Origin of the sequence: Falsiroseomonas sp. HW251 (assembly GCF_050563545.1) — a bacterium.
Lineage (GTDB): Bacteria > Pseudomonadota > Alphaproteobacteria > Acetobacterales > Acetobacteraceae > Falsiroseomonas.
Genome location: NZ_JBNXUM010000021.1, coordinates 42318 through 54913 on the forward strand (window position 1 = coordinate 42318; position 12596 = coordinate 54913).

The 12596-nt window shown below is 71.0% G+C and carries 13 protein-coding genes; 2 read left to right on the forward strand and 11 right to left on the reverse strand.

The annotated features are described in order from the left end of the window. Position 1: 1 nt before the first annotated feature. From msrP to ACLF3M_RS23120, 3 genes are all read right to left on the reverse strand, one after another. Positions 2 to 1006 carry a protein-methionine-sulfoxide reductase catalytic subunit MsrP gene (msrP, locus tag ACLF3M_RS23110; RefSeq protein ID WP_430659342.1) on the reverse strand — a complete coding sequence of 335 codons (1005 nt, stop codon included), beginning with the start codon at positions 1004 to 1006 and terminating at the stop codon, positions 2 to 4. 101 nt (positions 1007 to 1107) lie between these two features. Continuing rightward, positions 1108 to 2550: an ArnT family glycosyltransferase gene (locus ACLF3M_RS23115; RefSeq protein ID WP_430659343.1), complete on the reverse strand. Its 1443-nt coding sequence runs from the start codon at positions 2548 to 2550 to the stop codon at positions 1108 to 1110. 34 nt (positions 2551 to 2584) lie between these two features. Next, a complete protein-coding gene (locus ACLF3M_RS23120; protein ID WP_430659344.1) occupies positions 2585 to 3691 on the reverse strand; it encodes a glycosyltransferase in 1107 nt (368 codons plus the stop codon). Positions 3692 to 3878: 187 nt separating this feature from the next. Between ACLF3M_RS23120 and ACLF3M_RS23125 the strand changes: the two genes are divergently transcribed. Further along, complete coding sequence (locus ACLF3M_RS23125) at positions 3879 to 4139, forward strand: hypothetical protein (protein WP_430659345.1); 261 nt, start codon at positions 3879 to 3881, stop codon at positions 4137 to 4139. A 323-nt stretch (positions 4140 to 4462) separates the two neighbouring features. On the opposite strand, the gene ACLF3M_RS23130 is transcribed toward ACLF3M_RS23125, so the two are convergent. From ACLF3M_RS23130 to ACLF3M_RS23165, 8 genes are all read right to left on the reverse strand, one after another. After that, positions 4463 to 5629 (reverse strand): acetyl-CoA acetyltransferase, encoded by a 1167-nt coding sequence (locus ACLF3M_RS23130; RefSeq protein WP_430659346.1) that lies wholly within the window; start codon positions 5627 to 5629, stop codon positions 4463 to 4465. Positions 5630 to 5705: 76 nt separating this feature from the next. Further along, complete coding sequence (locus tag ACLF3M_RS23135; RefSeq protein ID WP_430659347.1) at positions 5706 to 6707, reverse strand: succinylglutamate desuccinylase/aspartoacylase family protein; 1002 nt, start codon at positions 6705 to 6707, stop codon at positions 5706 to 5708. Between the two features lie 62 nt (positions 6708 to 6769). Beyond that, a complete protein-coding gene (locus tag ACLF3M_RS23140) occupies positions 6770 to 7312 on the reverse strand; it encodes a hypothetical protein (protein WP_430659348.1) in 543 nt (180 codons plus the stop codon). Further along, the gene (locus ACLF3M_RS23145) at positions 7309 to 7833 is read right to left on the reverse strand and encodes a gamma carbonic anhydrase family protein (protein WP_430659349.1); all 525 of its coding nucleotides are present in this window, start codon (positions 7831 to 7833) and stop codon (positions 7309 to 7311) included. Before ACLF3M_RS23145 ends, ACLF3M_RS23140 begins: the two co-directional genes overlap by 4 nt. Positions 7834 to 7838: 5 nt before the next feature. After that, positions 7839 to 8801 (reverse strand): N-acetyl-gamma-glutamyl-phosphate reductase, encoded by a 963-nt coding sequence (argC, locus tag ACLF3M_RS23150; RefSeq protein WP_430659350.1) that lies wholly within the window; start codon positions 8799 to 8801, stop codon positions 7839 to 7841. A 129-nt stretch (positions 8802 to 8930) separates the two neighbouring features. Then, complete coding sequence (rpsI, locus tag ACLF3M_RS23155) at positions 8931 to 9434, reverse strand: 30S ribosomal protein S9 (protein ID WP_430659351.1); 504 nt, start codon at positions 9432 to 9434, stop codon at positions 8931 to 8933. A 2-nt stretch (positions 9435 to 9436) separates the two neighbouring features. Next, complete coding sequence (gene rplM / locus ACLF3M_RS23160; RefSeq protein ID WP_430659352.1) at positions 9437 to 9931, reverse strand: 50S ribosomal protein L13; 495 nt, start codon at positions 9929 to 9931, stop codon at positions 9437 to 9439. Between the two features lie 105 nt (positions 9932 to 10036). Further along, positions 10037 to 11245 carry a serine hydrolase domain-containing protein gene (locus ACLF3M_RS23165; protein ID WP_430659353.1) on the reverse strand — a complete coding sequence of 403 codons (1209 nt, stop codon included), beginning with the start codon at positions 11243 to 11245 and terminating at the stop codon, positions 10037 to 10039. Between the two features lie 109 nt (positions 11246 to 11354). On the opposite strand from ACLF3M_RS23165, the gene ACLF3M_RS23170 reads away from it, so the two are divergent. After that, a complete protein-coding gene (locus ACLF3M_RS23170; protein WP_430659354.1) occupies positions 11355 to 12596 on the forward strand; it encodes a DUF2254 domain-containing protein in 1242 nt (413 codons plus the stop codon).

Below are 12596 nucleotides of genomic sequence, written 5' to 3' on the forward strand. Positions count from 1 at the left end.
CCTACATCCAGAGATCGCGCTGCGACAGGTTCATGCCGGCATAGAGGTTGGCGACGAAGTCGCCATAGCCGTTGAAGAGCCTGGTCGGCACGCGTTCGCCGCTGCCGATCAGCCGCTCGGTCGCCTGGCTCCAGCGGGGATGCGCGACCTCAGGGTTCACATTGGCCCAGAAGCCGTATTCGTTGCCCTGGAGGGTCTCCCAGAAGCTCTTCGGGCGCTGGTCGGTGACGACGATGCGCGCGACCGACTTGCCGGACTTGAAGCCGTATTTCCAGGGGAAGACCACGCGGAAGGGCCCGCCGTTCTGCGGCGGCAGTGGCTTGCCGAAGAGGCCGACGGGCATGAAGGCCAGCTCGTTGGCGGCTTCCTCGATCGTGCAGCCCTCGACATGCGGCCAGGGGTACCAGGACTGACGCAGGCCGACCATCGCGTCGGGCCGCTGCGCGGTCTCGAAGCGGACGAATCGCGCGGAACCCTGCGGCCGCACCACATCGAGCAGCTTGGACAGCTGGAAGCCGGTCCAGGGCACGGTCATGGACCAGGCCTCTACGCAGCGCAGGCGGTAGACGCGCTCCTCCAGGCCGAAGCGGCGGATCAGGTCGTCCACGCCGAACTCGCCGGGCTGCTCGACCATGCCCTCGACCTTGATGGTCCAAGGGCGCGTCGGCATGCGGATCGCCTGGTTCCAGATCCCCTTGTCGGAGCCGAATTCGTAGAAGTTGTTGTAGGTGACGGCGTCGCGCTCCGGGCTCAGCGCGCGGCCGGGCTGGTACCGCGGGTTGCGCATGGCCTGGGGCAGGTCGGCCAGGTCGGCGGGGTTGCGCGCCCAGGGATCGGTCGCGCCGCCGCCACGGCTGCCGCCGAAGAGCCACTGGGCCTGCGCCTCGGTGGACAGCATCGCCCCCGCGCCCGCCGCGGCCATCAGGGCACGGCGGTTCAGGACGAGGTGCTCCGGCGTCGCCTGCCCGTCGGGGATCTCCCAGCCACGCCTGCGGATGATGCGCATCTTTCTCTCCGGGTTCCGGTCAAGGGCCGGCAATGCAGTGTCGGCTCGCGTCCCGATCCGTCAAGCACATTGCCGCATTGGTGTTTCGCCGGAGCAGGGTTTCAGGTTCCGCCGGGGCGGGGCAGCAGCGCCGCAGGCAGGTCCTGGCGAGGCTCGACGCGAAACAGGCGATAGCGCTCGGCGACCTGCGCGCCGCGGCTCCGCTCGACCTCGGTGCCGAGCGGCACCGCGCCGGTCCATTCGGGCTCGCTGTCGCGGCGCGTGCTCTGAACGAGCAGGCCGGTGCCGGTCGCCGGCGGCGGCGGCAGGTCGAAGAAGGTCCAGCGCCGCTGCTCGAGCCCGGCGAGCTTGACCCCGGGCGGCAGGCGCAGCGCCAGCTGGCCGGCCAGGCCATATTCCTCGGCGACGACGAAATCAGCGCCTATCCGTCGACGCTCGGCCTCCACCGCCGCGGCCAGGGCGTCCCAGCCGCCGAGCTGCGCGAGCGTCGGGTCCATCCGCCGTGGCAGCGGCACGAGCTGGAACATGGCCTGGAGATAGCCCGCAAGCGCCAGCACCAGCCCGAGCCCGACGGCCGGCCCGCGCCAGCGCAGCACCCGCCGCCGCGTGAAGGCGGCGGCGGCGATGCACGCAGCGGGGTAGAGGATGCCGGGCCAGTTGCCCTGCACGCGGCTGCCCATCGCTTGCCAAAGGAACAGCGCCGCACCCGGCACGACCATGGCGACCAGCAGGCCCGCCGGGGTGTCGCCACGCCGCCACCAGGCCAGCGCTGCGCCCGCGACGCCGGTGACGCACAGCACGAAGACGATCGGCGTCGCCAGCCCGACCTGGCCGGCCAGAAGCTCGCCGAGGAAGCGCGGGGTGAAGCCCGCCCCGGCTGCGACCCGCCCGCCCTGCTTGGCGAAAGAGACCCAGCCATGCCCGGCGTTCCAGGCGACGACCGGCGCGAAGGCCACCATCGCGATCGCCCCGCCTGCATAGAGCCGCCAGTCCCACCACCAGCGCCAGGCGCCGCGGCAGGCGACCAGCCAGGCCACCGCCCCGGCGCCGAGCAGCACGGCGGTGTATTTCGACGCCAGCGCCAGCCCTGCGAGGAGCCCGAAGGCCAGCCACCAGCGCCCGTCCTGCGACGCGTGAAGCCGCGCGGCGGCCCAGAGCGCCAGCGTCCAGAATACCAGCAGCGGCAGGTCGGGCGTGGCCAGGATGCCGCCCGCGCCCACCAGCAGGGTCGCGTTGAACAGCGCCGCCGCCCAGACGCCGGGGCGCCGGTCCGGGAAGAGCCGGTTCGCGGCGTCGGCCAGCGCCAGGCTGGCGAGGGCGATCGCCAGGGGCCCCATCAGCCGGACGCCGAAAGCGTCGTCGCCCGCGACCAGCGTGCCCGCGCGGATGAAGACCGCGATCATGGGAGGGTGGTCGAGGTAGCCGCCCTGCAGGATGCGCGACCAGACCCAATAATAGGCCTCGTCCGGCGCGAGCGGCATCGCGGCCGCGACGGCCAGCCGCAGCGCCGTGACCGCGAGCAGCGCTGCGAGCCAGGGGTTCATCTCGCGCCGCGTATAGCCCGCGGCGCGCTTCGCGTCAGCGCGTGCGCCAAACCAGGGTGGAAGACACCGCGTAGTTCCAGACGACGGTGATCAGCGCGCCTGCCGCGCCCGCCAGGCCCCAGGCCACGATGCCGTCGCGCAGCAGCAGGCTGGCGATGCCGACGTTGGCCGCCGCGCCCAGGCCGCAGACCACGTAGAACAGCGCCAGGCCCCGCCAGAGCCTCGGGCCACGGAGCTTGGCGTCGCGGTAGGTGATGCGGTTGTTCAGCACGAAATTCGCGCTCATCGCCACGAAGGTCGCGATCCATTGGCTGGCGCCGAAGGCCGCCCCGGTCAGGCCGACCAGCAGGATCAGGGTCGCCATGTGCACCACGACGCCGATCAGCCCGACGGCCGCGAAGGCGACGAAGCGCAGCGGCACGATGCCGCCGGTGAACTTGTCGAGCAGCAGGCCGCCGAACTCCAGCAGCACCTTGGCATCGAGCTTGGAATCGCCGTGCTCGCGCTGGCGGAAGGAATAGGGGACCTCGGCGACCGTCAGCCCGCGCGGTGCGGTCAGCAGGATGTCGAGCAGGATCTTGAAGCCGCGCCCCGTCAGCCCCGGCGCGATTCGCTCCACCAGGTCTCGGCGCAGCAGGAAGAAGCCGCTCATGGGATCCGCCACTGGCGTCGGCAACAGCGCCTGGGCCAGCCGCGTCCCTGCGTCCGAGAGCCCCGCCCGCGCCGCCGAGAAGCCACCCGCGGCGGCGCCGCCCTCGACATGGCGGGAGCCGATGGCGATGTCCGCCCCGCCCTCCACCGCCGCCAGCATGGTCGGCAGGATCGTCTCGTCGTGCTGGAGATCGCCGTCCATCACCGCGACATAGGGCGCGGAGACCGAGAGCATCCCCTCGATGCTGGCCGAGGCGAGCCCGCGCCGCCCGACGCGGCGGATGCCGCGGATGCGCGGGTCGGTTGCCGCGATGGCACGCACCGCCTCGGTCGTGCCGTCGGGGCTGTCGTCGTCCACGAAGACCGCCTCCCACGGGATGTCCTTCAGGGTCTCGCGCAGGCGCTCGACCAGGGGCAGGACATTGGCGGCCTCGCGGTAGACCGGGACGATCACGGCCAGGCGGGCCGGAAGCAGGGGCGGGTTCGTCACGGCCGGGGTCTTACCGCCGGCAGGCGGGGGCTGGAACCTCCTGTCGGGACAGGGCGGCCACAAGTTCAGGGCATCTCACGGCACCCGCGCCAGATGCCGCGGGACTCGTTAGGGTAATGGCACGTCACGGTTGACTTGCCGACGGACGATGCGCGCGGCATGGTCCGGCGGGTCTGGGGGGCAGGCGATGAAGTGGTTGCTCGTGGTCATGATCTTCGGGACGACCCCGGTGCCCACGAACATGGTGTTCGACAGCCTGACGGAATGTCTCCGGGCGGAGGACCAGATGCGGGCCTCCTACATCACCGCCTTCAATTCCTGGGTGGCCTGGGCGCAGCGGAACCAGCAGGCGTCGGGCTTCCCGGGGAGCCAGGCCTTCATGCAGCGCCGGTCAGGGCTCGAGAATTTCGGGCAGTGCATCCCGCACCAGGGCGAGCAGCAGAACTGAGCCGAATGGGCGGCAGCGGGGCTGATCCGCCGCCTGCAACGCAAATCGGTTTGCATTTTGCAGTTCTTGCGGCGCTTGAGCACTAACGCTGTGCGCGCCTGATCCGATTCGATGAGAGACTGCATGGTGTCGCCCAAGCCAGCGCAGCGCTGCCGACTCGAGCAGAGCCCGTGGAGAAGGCCGAAAAGAAGAGGGCCGGTCCTTTCGGACCGGCCCCAAGGCAAGGTTGAGGAAGGCTAAGCTGCCAGGGACGGGCACGGCCCGCCGCATGACGCTGAAGGAGTAGCAATCGGCGTGCCAGAGCCCGCCGCCCCTCGGGCGCGCTACTCCAGCCGCTCCAGAATCGAGCAGTAATTCGCGACCGCAGCCCCACCCATGTTGAAGACCCCCGCGACGTCGGCGCGCGGCAACTGCATCTCACCGGCCGAGCCGGTCAGCTGCATCGCGGCCATGGCGTGCATGGAGACCCCCGTGGCGCCGATGGGGTGGCCCTTCGACTTCAGCCCGCCCGACGGGTTCACGGGTAGCCGCCCATCCTTCGCGGTCCATCCCTCCAGCGCGGCGCGCGCCCCCTGCCCTTCCGGCGCCAGGCCCATCGCCTCGTACTCGATGAGCTCGGCGATGGTGAAGCAGTCATGCACCTCGGCAAAGGAGAGGTCTGCCAGGGTTAGACCAGCGGCCTCGAGGGCCCTGCCCCAGGCCGCGCGCGCGCCCTCGAAGCGGATGATGTCGCGGCCGGAGATCGGCATGAAGTCGGTGGCCTGGGCGGCGGCGCGGAAGCGAACGGCCTTCGCCATGGACCGGGCCGTCTCCTCGTCCGTCAGCACCAGGGCGGCGGCGCCGTCGGAGACCAGGCTGCAATCGGTCCGCTTCAGCGGCCTGGCCACGAAAGGGTTCTTCTCGCTCTCGGCGCGGCAGAAGGCAAAGCCGAGATCCCTGCGCATCTGCGCATAGGGATTGGCGACGCCGTTCCGATGGTTCTTGGCCGCGATGGCGGCAAGCGCGTCGGACTGGTCGCCATGCCGCTGGAAATAGGCCTCCGCGATGCGGCCGAAGACGCCGGCGAAGCCCGCGGGGATCTCGCCTTCCTGGCGGCGGTAGGAGGCGGCGAGGAGGTTGTCGCCGACCTCGGCATTGGTCGCGGCCGTCATCTTCTCCGCGCCGACGACAAGCGCGAAGCGGCCCCGCTTCGCCGCGAGGAAATCGAGCGCTCCGTGAATGGCGGCGGAGCCCGTCGCGCAGGCGTTCTCGTAGCGGGTGATCGGCTTGAAGCGCAGCTCGGGGAGGGATTGCAGGACCAGCGAGGCGAAGAAGTCCTGCTTCGAGAAGCCGGCGTTGAAGACGCCGACGAAGCCGGCGTCGACCTCGGACGGCGCGATACCCGCATCCTCGATGGCGGCACGCGCGACGCGTCCGAGGAGGCTCTCGATGTCGGGGTCCTCGAGCTTGCCGAAGGGGCTGTGGGCCCAGCCGACGATGCAGGCGGTCATGGCGGCGATCCTTCCTGGGTTCGCGTGAGATAAGGCGACTTGGCAGCGGATGCCACTTTGGGCGCCGCGCGGCCCGCTACCCCCCGAGATCAGTCCCCAGATGGAACAGGCAATCTCCCCGCGCCGTCATCCCCGGCCAACGCTTCACCAGCACCACCCCGTCCCGGGCGAAATGCACGGCGATGGGCTCCCGCCACGGCACCTCGGTCTGGTGCAGCCGTCCCGCGGGCTGGCCTGCCTTCACCTCCTCGCCAGGTTCGGCCAGCGGCTCGAACACGCCGGGGTCGGGCGCATGGACGAAGTAGTCGGAGCCGCCGACCTGCAGCAGCCGCGTCGGCCGCGCCACGCGACCGTCCCAGTCGAGGTCGGCGATTCCGAGATGCCGCAGCACGCCGGCGATGCCGCGCTCCGCCACGCCGACCGTCGCCGGCGTCGCATGCCCCCCGCCGCCGAGCTCCGTGCCGAGTTGCGGGATGCCGCGTAGCGCGCAGGCATCCGACAGGGTCCCGCCCCAGAGGCCGCCGGGCTGCACGATGTAGGAATGCGGCGCGCCGAAGGCCCTGAGCATGCCGAGCTGCCTCTCGAACACCGCTGCGTCGCCGCGCCGCGCGAGGGCGGAGGGCGTGTACATCAGCGACGACCCGCCGGAATGCAGGTCCACCACGGCATCGCAGAGCGGCAGGATGACGCTGTCCATGTGATACGCGATCTGCTGCGTCGGTGTCCCGTCGGCGACGCCGGGAAAGCTCCGGTTGAGGTTGCCGCCGTCGACGGGGCTGGTGCGGCGGCCCGCCTGCGCGGCGCGGAAATTCAGCGCGGGCAGCGCAATGATGCGACCCTGCACCTGGCCTGGCTCGACTTCCCGGATCAGACGGCCAAGCGCGATCTGGCCCTCGTATTCGTCGCCATGGTTGCCGGCCGAGAGGAGAATGGTCGGTCCGCGCCCGTTGGCGATCACCGCGATCGGGATCGGGATCCAGCCATAGGCGGATTCATGCGTGGAATGCGGCAGGCGCAGGAAGCCCGTGCGCTTGCCCGGCGCCTCCAGGTCGATCTCGCAGAGCAGGCGGCTGGCCATGGCGTTCCCCGGTGATGCGAAGGCGGAGCGTCGCGTCAGCGGCCCGCCCTGGCAAGCGGGCCCTAGCCCCCGCCGCGCCGCACCAGCTCGCTGAGCCCGATCTGCGCCTGCGCCGTGCCCGAAGCGGCGCGCCGGAAGGGCGGGAGGTAGTTGAGCATCGCGAGCGCGTCCGGCACGCGCGCGCGACCGACGAGGTAGGCCATCGCCAACTCCGCGCCGGTGACATCGAAGCGGTGCAGCGACTCCGCCACCGCGTCGAAGCCCGCGACCGCGTCGGGCGCAGGATAGTCCAGCGGCACGCCGAAGGCGGCCCGCACCTCGTCGCGGCCGGACCGCAGGCCGGGCTGCACCAGGGGCGGCATGGCGGTGAAGCGCTGGTCGGTCGCCAGCACCACGGCAAGCCATTCCAGCTGCGCGATCGCATCCGCCGCATCGGCCGGCCGGCCGGCGAGGCTGCCGGGCCTGCCGAAGACGAAAGCCGTGTTGCCGATCGCCGCCACCGGCGGATCGCCCGACCCTCTCAGCGAGGACGGCGTCGGCAGCGCCGGCCCCTGCGGCCCCGCGCAGGCCGCCAGCGGCAGCAGGATCAGGGCGCGGCGCTTCACGCCAGGCTCGCGCGGTGGCGCTTCGACAACTCGACATAGCCCGGCGCGGTCTTGTCGAAGCGCGCGCGCTCCTCCTCGGACATCACGCGAACGAGCCTGGCGGGATTGCCCATCCAGAGCTCCATCGGCCCGATCACCTTGCCCGGCGTCAGCACTCCGCCGGCGCCGATCATGCCCCCTTCCTCGATCACCGCGCGATCCAGCACCGTGGCGCCCATGCCGACGAAGGCGCGGTTCTTCAGCGTGCAAGCATGCACGATGCAGGCATGCCCGATGGTCACGTCGTCGCCGATGATCAGCGGCTCCGCCCCGGCATTGAGGTGCAGGATCGAGCCGTCCTGGATGTTCGTGCGGGCGCCGATGCGCATGATGTTGGTGTCGCCGCGCAGCACGCAGTGATACCAGACCGAGCTGTCGGCCCCGATCTCGACATCGCCGATCACGACCGCGGTCGGCGCGATCCAGGCATCGGGATGGATGCGCGGAAGCTGGCCCTCGAAGGGCAGGATGTTCTGCGCCAAGCGCCCTACTCCGCCGCAAGCGGCAGCGCCGGCGCGACATCCACGCCGAGCATCAGCCCGATGTTCTGCACCGCCGCGCCCGATGCGCCCTTGCCGAGGTTGTCGAGCTTAGCGACCAGCACGGCCTGGCCATGCGCGTCGTTCCCGTAGACGCGGAGCTCCAGCATGTTGCTGCCGTTCAGCTCCTCCGGCGCCAGGCGCGCCTTGGGGTCGGCGGCAGGCACGCTCACCCAGGTCGAGCGCGCATAGGCCCGGCGCAGCGCCGCCTCCAGCTCCGCGACCTTCGGGCTGCCGTTCAGCAGGGACAGGTGCAGCGGCACGCTGACCAGCATGCCCTGCGCGAAATCGCCGACCGACGGGACGAAGATCGGCCGCCGCGTCAGCCCGCCGTATTTCTGGATCTCCGGCAGGTGCTTGTGCTCGAGCGTGAGCCCATAGAGGAAGAAGGGCGGCGCCTGGCGCGCCGGCTCGTATTCCGCGATCATGGACTTGCCGCCGCCGGTGTAGCCGGAGACCGCGTTGACCGTCAGGGGATAGTCCGGCGGCAGGATCCCGGCCTCCACCAGCGGGCGGAGCAGCGCGATGGCGCCGGTGGGGTAGCAGCCGGGATTAGCAACACGCGGCGCGGCCGCGATGGCCGCTTCCTGCGCGGCGTCGAGCTCCGCGAAGCCATAGACCCAGTCGGGATGCGTGCGGTGCGCGGTCGAGGCGTCCAGCAGCTTCGGCCCCGCGGGGCCGAGGGAGGCGGCCATCGCTGCCGTCTCCTTAGCCGCTTCGTCGGGCAGGCAGAGCACGACCAGGTCCACCTCGGCCAGCAGGGCGCGCTTGGCCTCCACGTCCTTGCGCAGTTCCGGCGCGATCGATCGCAGCGCCAGCCCCGGGAAGCGCGCCAGGCGCTCGCGGATCTGCAACCCGGTCGTACCGGCTTCGCCGTCGATGAAGACGCTCGGGATCGGGCCCTTGGCCATCGTAGTACTCCTCCGGTCGCAACTTGGCGCGAAATGGCGCCGCAAAAGCAAGAGGGGCGGGCCCTTGCGGACCCGCCCCCCGGCTAAACCAGCCATGCAGGCCGGGCGCGACGCCCGGTCCGTCGGGCGTCAGCGCTTCGAGAACTGGAAGGAACGTCGGGCCTTGGCCTTGCCGTACTTCTTGCGCTCGACCACGCGCGGGTCGCGCGTGAGGAAGCCTGCCTTCTTCAGCAGCGGGCGCAGCCCGGGCTCGTAGTAGGTGAGCGCGCGGGAGATGCCGTGGCGCAGCGCCCCGGCCTGGCCGGACAGGCCGCCGCCCACGACGGTCGCGACCACGTCGAACTGCTGGTAGCGGTCGGAGACCAGGAAGGGCTGGGCGATCATCATGCGCAGCACGGGGCGGGCGAAGTACTTCGCCGCCGGCTTGCCGTTGATCTGCATCTCGCCCTTACCGGGCTTCACCCAGACGCGGGCGACGGCGTTCTTGCGCTTGCCGGTCGCGTAGCTGCGGCCCTGGGCGTCGCGCTTGGGCTCACGCACCGGCGCGGCCTCGGCCGCGGCGGGGCCGCCGGCCACGCTGACCATGTCCTTGAGTTCGGCGAGGGACCCGCCGCGGGAAACCTGCTCGCTCATGCTCAGGCGACCTTCTTCGACGCGCCGCCGGCGGCGACATTCTTGCGGTTCAGCGCGCCGACATCGAGCGCGGCCGGGGTGTTGCCACCGTGCGGATGCTCGGGCCCGGCATAGACATGCAGGTTGCGCATCTGCTGACGGCCGAGCGGACCGCGCGTGATCATGCGCTCCACCGCCTTCTCGATCACCCGCTCGGGGTGGGCGGATTCGATCCTTTCGCGGAAGGTGCGGCCCTTGATGCCGCCGGCGTAGCCGGTGTGCCAGTAGAAGACGGACTGCTCCGCCTTCTGGCCGGTCACGCGGACCTTCTTCGCGTTGATCACGACGACATGGTCGCCGCAATCGACATGCGGAGTGAATTGCGGCTTGTGCTTGCCGCGCAGGCGGTTGGCGACGATCGCAGCGAGGCGGCCAAGGACGAGGCCTTCCGCGTCGATCAGCACCCAGCCCTTCTGGACTGCGGCCGGCTTCAGCGAAGCCGTCTGGCGAGTGAGCATGATGTTTCCGGGTTGCCGGGGGTGGAGAGTGGCGCCGCGTATCGCGGGGATCGACGGGAAAGTCAAGCCGATCCAGGGATTTCAGACGACGGTATCCCGCTACCGCTACCCCGACCGCGCCGGTCCGAACCGCCGGTACAGCGCAACCGCTGCCTGTCCATGAGCCTCGTCCGCCGGCGCGTCGGAACAGTTCGTCGCCAGCACCATGGCGAAATCGAGCGCAGGCTGCAGGTAGGCCACCGCCCGGTTCATTCCGTTCGACCCGGTATGAGTCACGAAAGGCTCGGTCGAGTAGCCCTGCCGCACCACGCCCCAGCCCATCGCATAGCCGCCCTCCCCCGGCACGCCAGGCGCATCGCCCGGCCTCGGCGGGATCGCGATGCGCGGGGTGTGCAGCAGCTTCAGGGTCTCCGGCCTGATGATGGCGGGGCCGCGCCGTCCCTCCCCCGCGTTCCAGCTGGCCCAGGCCGCGAAATCGAGGATGGAGAGGTGCACGTTGCCCGCGGGCCCAACGGGAGCCGGCACGTCGGCGTTCGGCCCCGCCAGCATCGGCTTCAGCGAACCGTCCGCCCGGCGGAAATGCGGCAGCGGCGCATCCACCAGGCCTGGGCTCGATTGCGGACCGAAGCCCGCCGAGGACAGTCCGAGCGGAGCGAAGATCCGCTCCGCCACCAGCTCCTCCCAGGTCCGGCGCGTCACGCGCTCGATCATGCAGGCGGCCAGGATGTAGTTCATGTTGGCGTAGGCCCAGGGCGTGCCCGGCGCCGCCGCGAGGGGCCGCTTCGCCCATTCACGCAGCATCCAGAGCCGCATCTCGTCGAGGTTTAGCGAGTCGTCGCTCCCGGCGGAGTACGCGGCGAGCATCAGCGTGACGAAGGACTGGTCGTCCGGCGGCAGGCCCGATGCGTGCGAGAGGAACTGCACCAGCGTCACCCCTGCCAGCCCCCCATCCATCGGCGCGACGTCGGGGAAGAGCGAGCCGAGCGTCGTCTCCCACCCGATGCGCCCGGCCTCCACCTCTGTCGCGGCCAGCGTCGCCGTCATCGCCTTCGTGTCGGAGCCCAGGTGGAAGCGGTCTTCGCGCGTGACGGGGATGGACGCCCCCGCGCGCCGCGTGCCCGTCGCGCCGGCCGCGACGATGCGGCCGTCGCGCACCACCGCCGCCGCCAGGGCGGGCAGGCCATGCGCGGCGCGGATCGGCTCGAGCAACGGCTCCAGCGGCGCCGCCAGGGGCCCCTGGACCAGCTGCTGCGCCGAAGCCGGCGCGGCGGCGATCAGCGCGGCCGGCGCCGCCAGCATGCCCCTGCGTCGCATCCCATTCTCCTGTCCGGCGATGACGGCGCGAGGTCTACCACAGCCCGGGAGTTGCGGCGCAGCAACAGGTAGCGGAGGATCGCGCGACGCCTGTGGCGCGGGGGAGCGCATGCCGAGCTGGATGCTGCCGCTGGCCTATACCGTGGCCAGCATTGTCCTCGCCTTCGTCGTCCCGCGGATCGAGCACCGCTTCTTCCCGGATCTCAGCATCGGCCTGTCCGACAGCTCCGCCGTTGCGGTGCTGAGCGCCGCCGCATCGGGCGTGATGGGGCTGACGGCCATCGTCTTCTCCGTCGCCTTCGTCCTGGTGCAGTTCAGCGCGGTCGCCTATTCACCGCGGATCGCGCTGCGCTTCTCCCGCGATCCCATGACCTTCCACGCGCTCGGGATCTTCTTCGCAACCTTCATGTATGCGCTCGCGACCATCGCCTGGACCGACCGCGACGGCGGCTCCGGCGTGCCGGTCCTGTCCTGGTTCATCGCGATGTTCCTGCTCTTCGCGAGCCTGCTCTTCTTCGCGCTGCTGGTCCGTCGCCTGAACGACCTGCAGATCACGGCGATGCTGCGCGACATCGGGGATTCCGGCCGGGCCGTGATCTCCGCGATGTTCGCCGCGCCCCATGGTCCCGCGGTCCGTCCCGAGCGTCCGGCGGCGCCCGTCGTGCAGGCGCTTCGCCACGAAGGCGCGCCGCGCTACGTCGAGAGGCTGGACATCGCGGCCCTGGTCGAGCTGGCGCGCCATGCCGAAGCGGTGATCGTCATGGCCTGCGCCGTCGGGGACACCGTTGCGGACGGCAAGGCGATCCTGCGCCAGCACGGCGGCGCCCCGATAGAGCCACGCGCGCTGCGCGCCGCGGTGAAGCTCGGCCTGGACCGGACCTACGAACAGGATCCGAAATATCCGATCCGCCTGCTGGTGGACATCGCGATCAAGGCGCTGTCACCAGCGATCAACGACCCCACCACCGCCGTCCAGGCGCTCGACCAGATCGAGGACCTGCTGCGCCGCTTGGCCCGCGTGGATCTCGACGCCGGCGCCGAGGCGGACGCGGATGGGCGGCTGCGCCTGGTCTATCCGATGCCGAGCTGGGACGACTACCTCTCCCTTGCCTTCGACGAGATCCGCGTCTTCGGCGCGACCAGCGTGCAGGTGCTGCGCCGCATGCGCGCCGCGTTGCGCGGCGTCGAGGAAGCGCTGGGCGAGGACGACCCGCGCGCCAGACAGGTCCGCGCCTATCTCGCGCACCTCGACGGCATGATCGGCAGCTCGCTCTTCGACGAGCTCGATCGCCGGCGGGCCGGGCAGGAGGATCCGCAGGGCCTCGGCCTGACCCGCCGGGACGAGGGTTAG

What these genes read in the sequence shown, in the direction of transcription:
- rplM (WP_430659352.1), bottom strand. Translation starts at nt 9,931, where the DNA reads ATGCTCACTCGCCAGACGGCTTCGCTGAAGCCGGCCGCAGTCCAGAAG.
- msrP (WP_430659342.1), bottom strand. Translation starts at nt 1,006, where the DNA reads ATGCGCATCATCCGCAGGCGTGGCTGGGAGATCCCCGACGGGCAGGCG.
- ACLF3M_RS23130 (WP_430659346.1), bottom strand. Translation starts at nt 5,629, where the DNA reads ATGACCGCCTGCATCGTCGGCTGGGCCCACAGCCCCTTCGGCAAGCTC.
- ACLF3M_RS23170 (WP_430659354.1), top strand. Translation starts at nt 11,355, where the DNA reads ATGCCGAGCTGGATGCTGCCGCTGGCCTATACCGTGGCCAGCATTGTC.
- ACLF3M_RS23115 (WP_430659343.1), bottom strand. Translation starts at nt 2,550, where the DNA reads ATGAACCCCTGGCTCGCAGCGCTGCTCGCGGTCACGGCGCTGCGGCTG.
- argC (WP_430659350.1), bottom strand. Translation starts at nt 8,801, where the DNA reads ATGGCCAAGGGCCCGATCCCGAGCGTCTTCATCGACGGCGAAGCCGGT.
- ACLF3M_RS23125 (WP_430659345.1), top strand. Translation starts at nt 3,879, where the DNA reads ATGAAGTGGTTGCTCGTGGTCATGATCTTCGGGACGACCCCGGTGCCC.
- rpsI (WP_430659351.1), bottom strand. Translation starts at nt 9,434, where the DNA reads ATGAGCGAGCAGGTTTCCCGCGGCGGGTCCCTCGCCGAACTCAAGGAC.
- ACLF3M_RS23135 (WP_430659347.1), bottom strand. Translation starts at nt 6,707, where the DNA reads ATGGCCAGCCGCCTGCTCTGCGAGATCGACCTGGAGGCGCCGGGCAAG.
- ACLF3M_RS23165 (WP_430659353.1), bottom strand. Translation starts at nt 11,245, where the DNA reads ATGCGACGCAGGGGCATGCTGGCGGCGCCGGCCGCGCTGATCGCCGCC.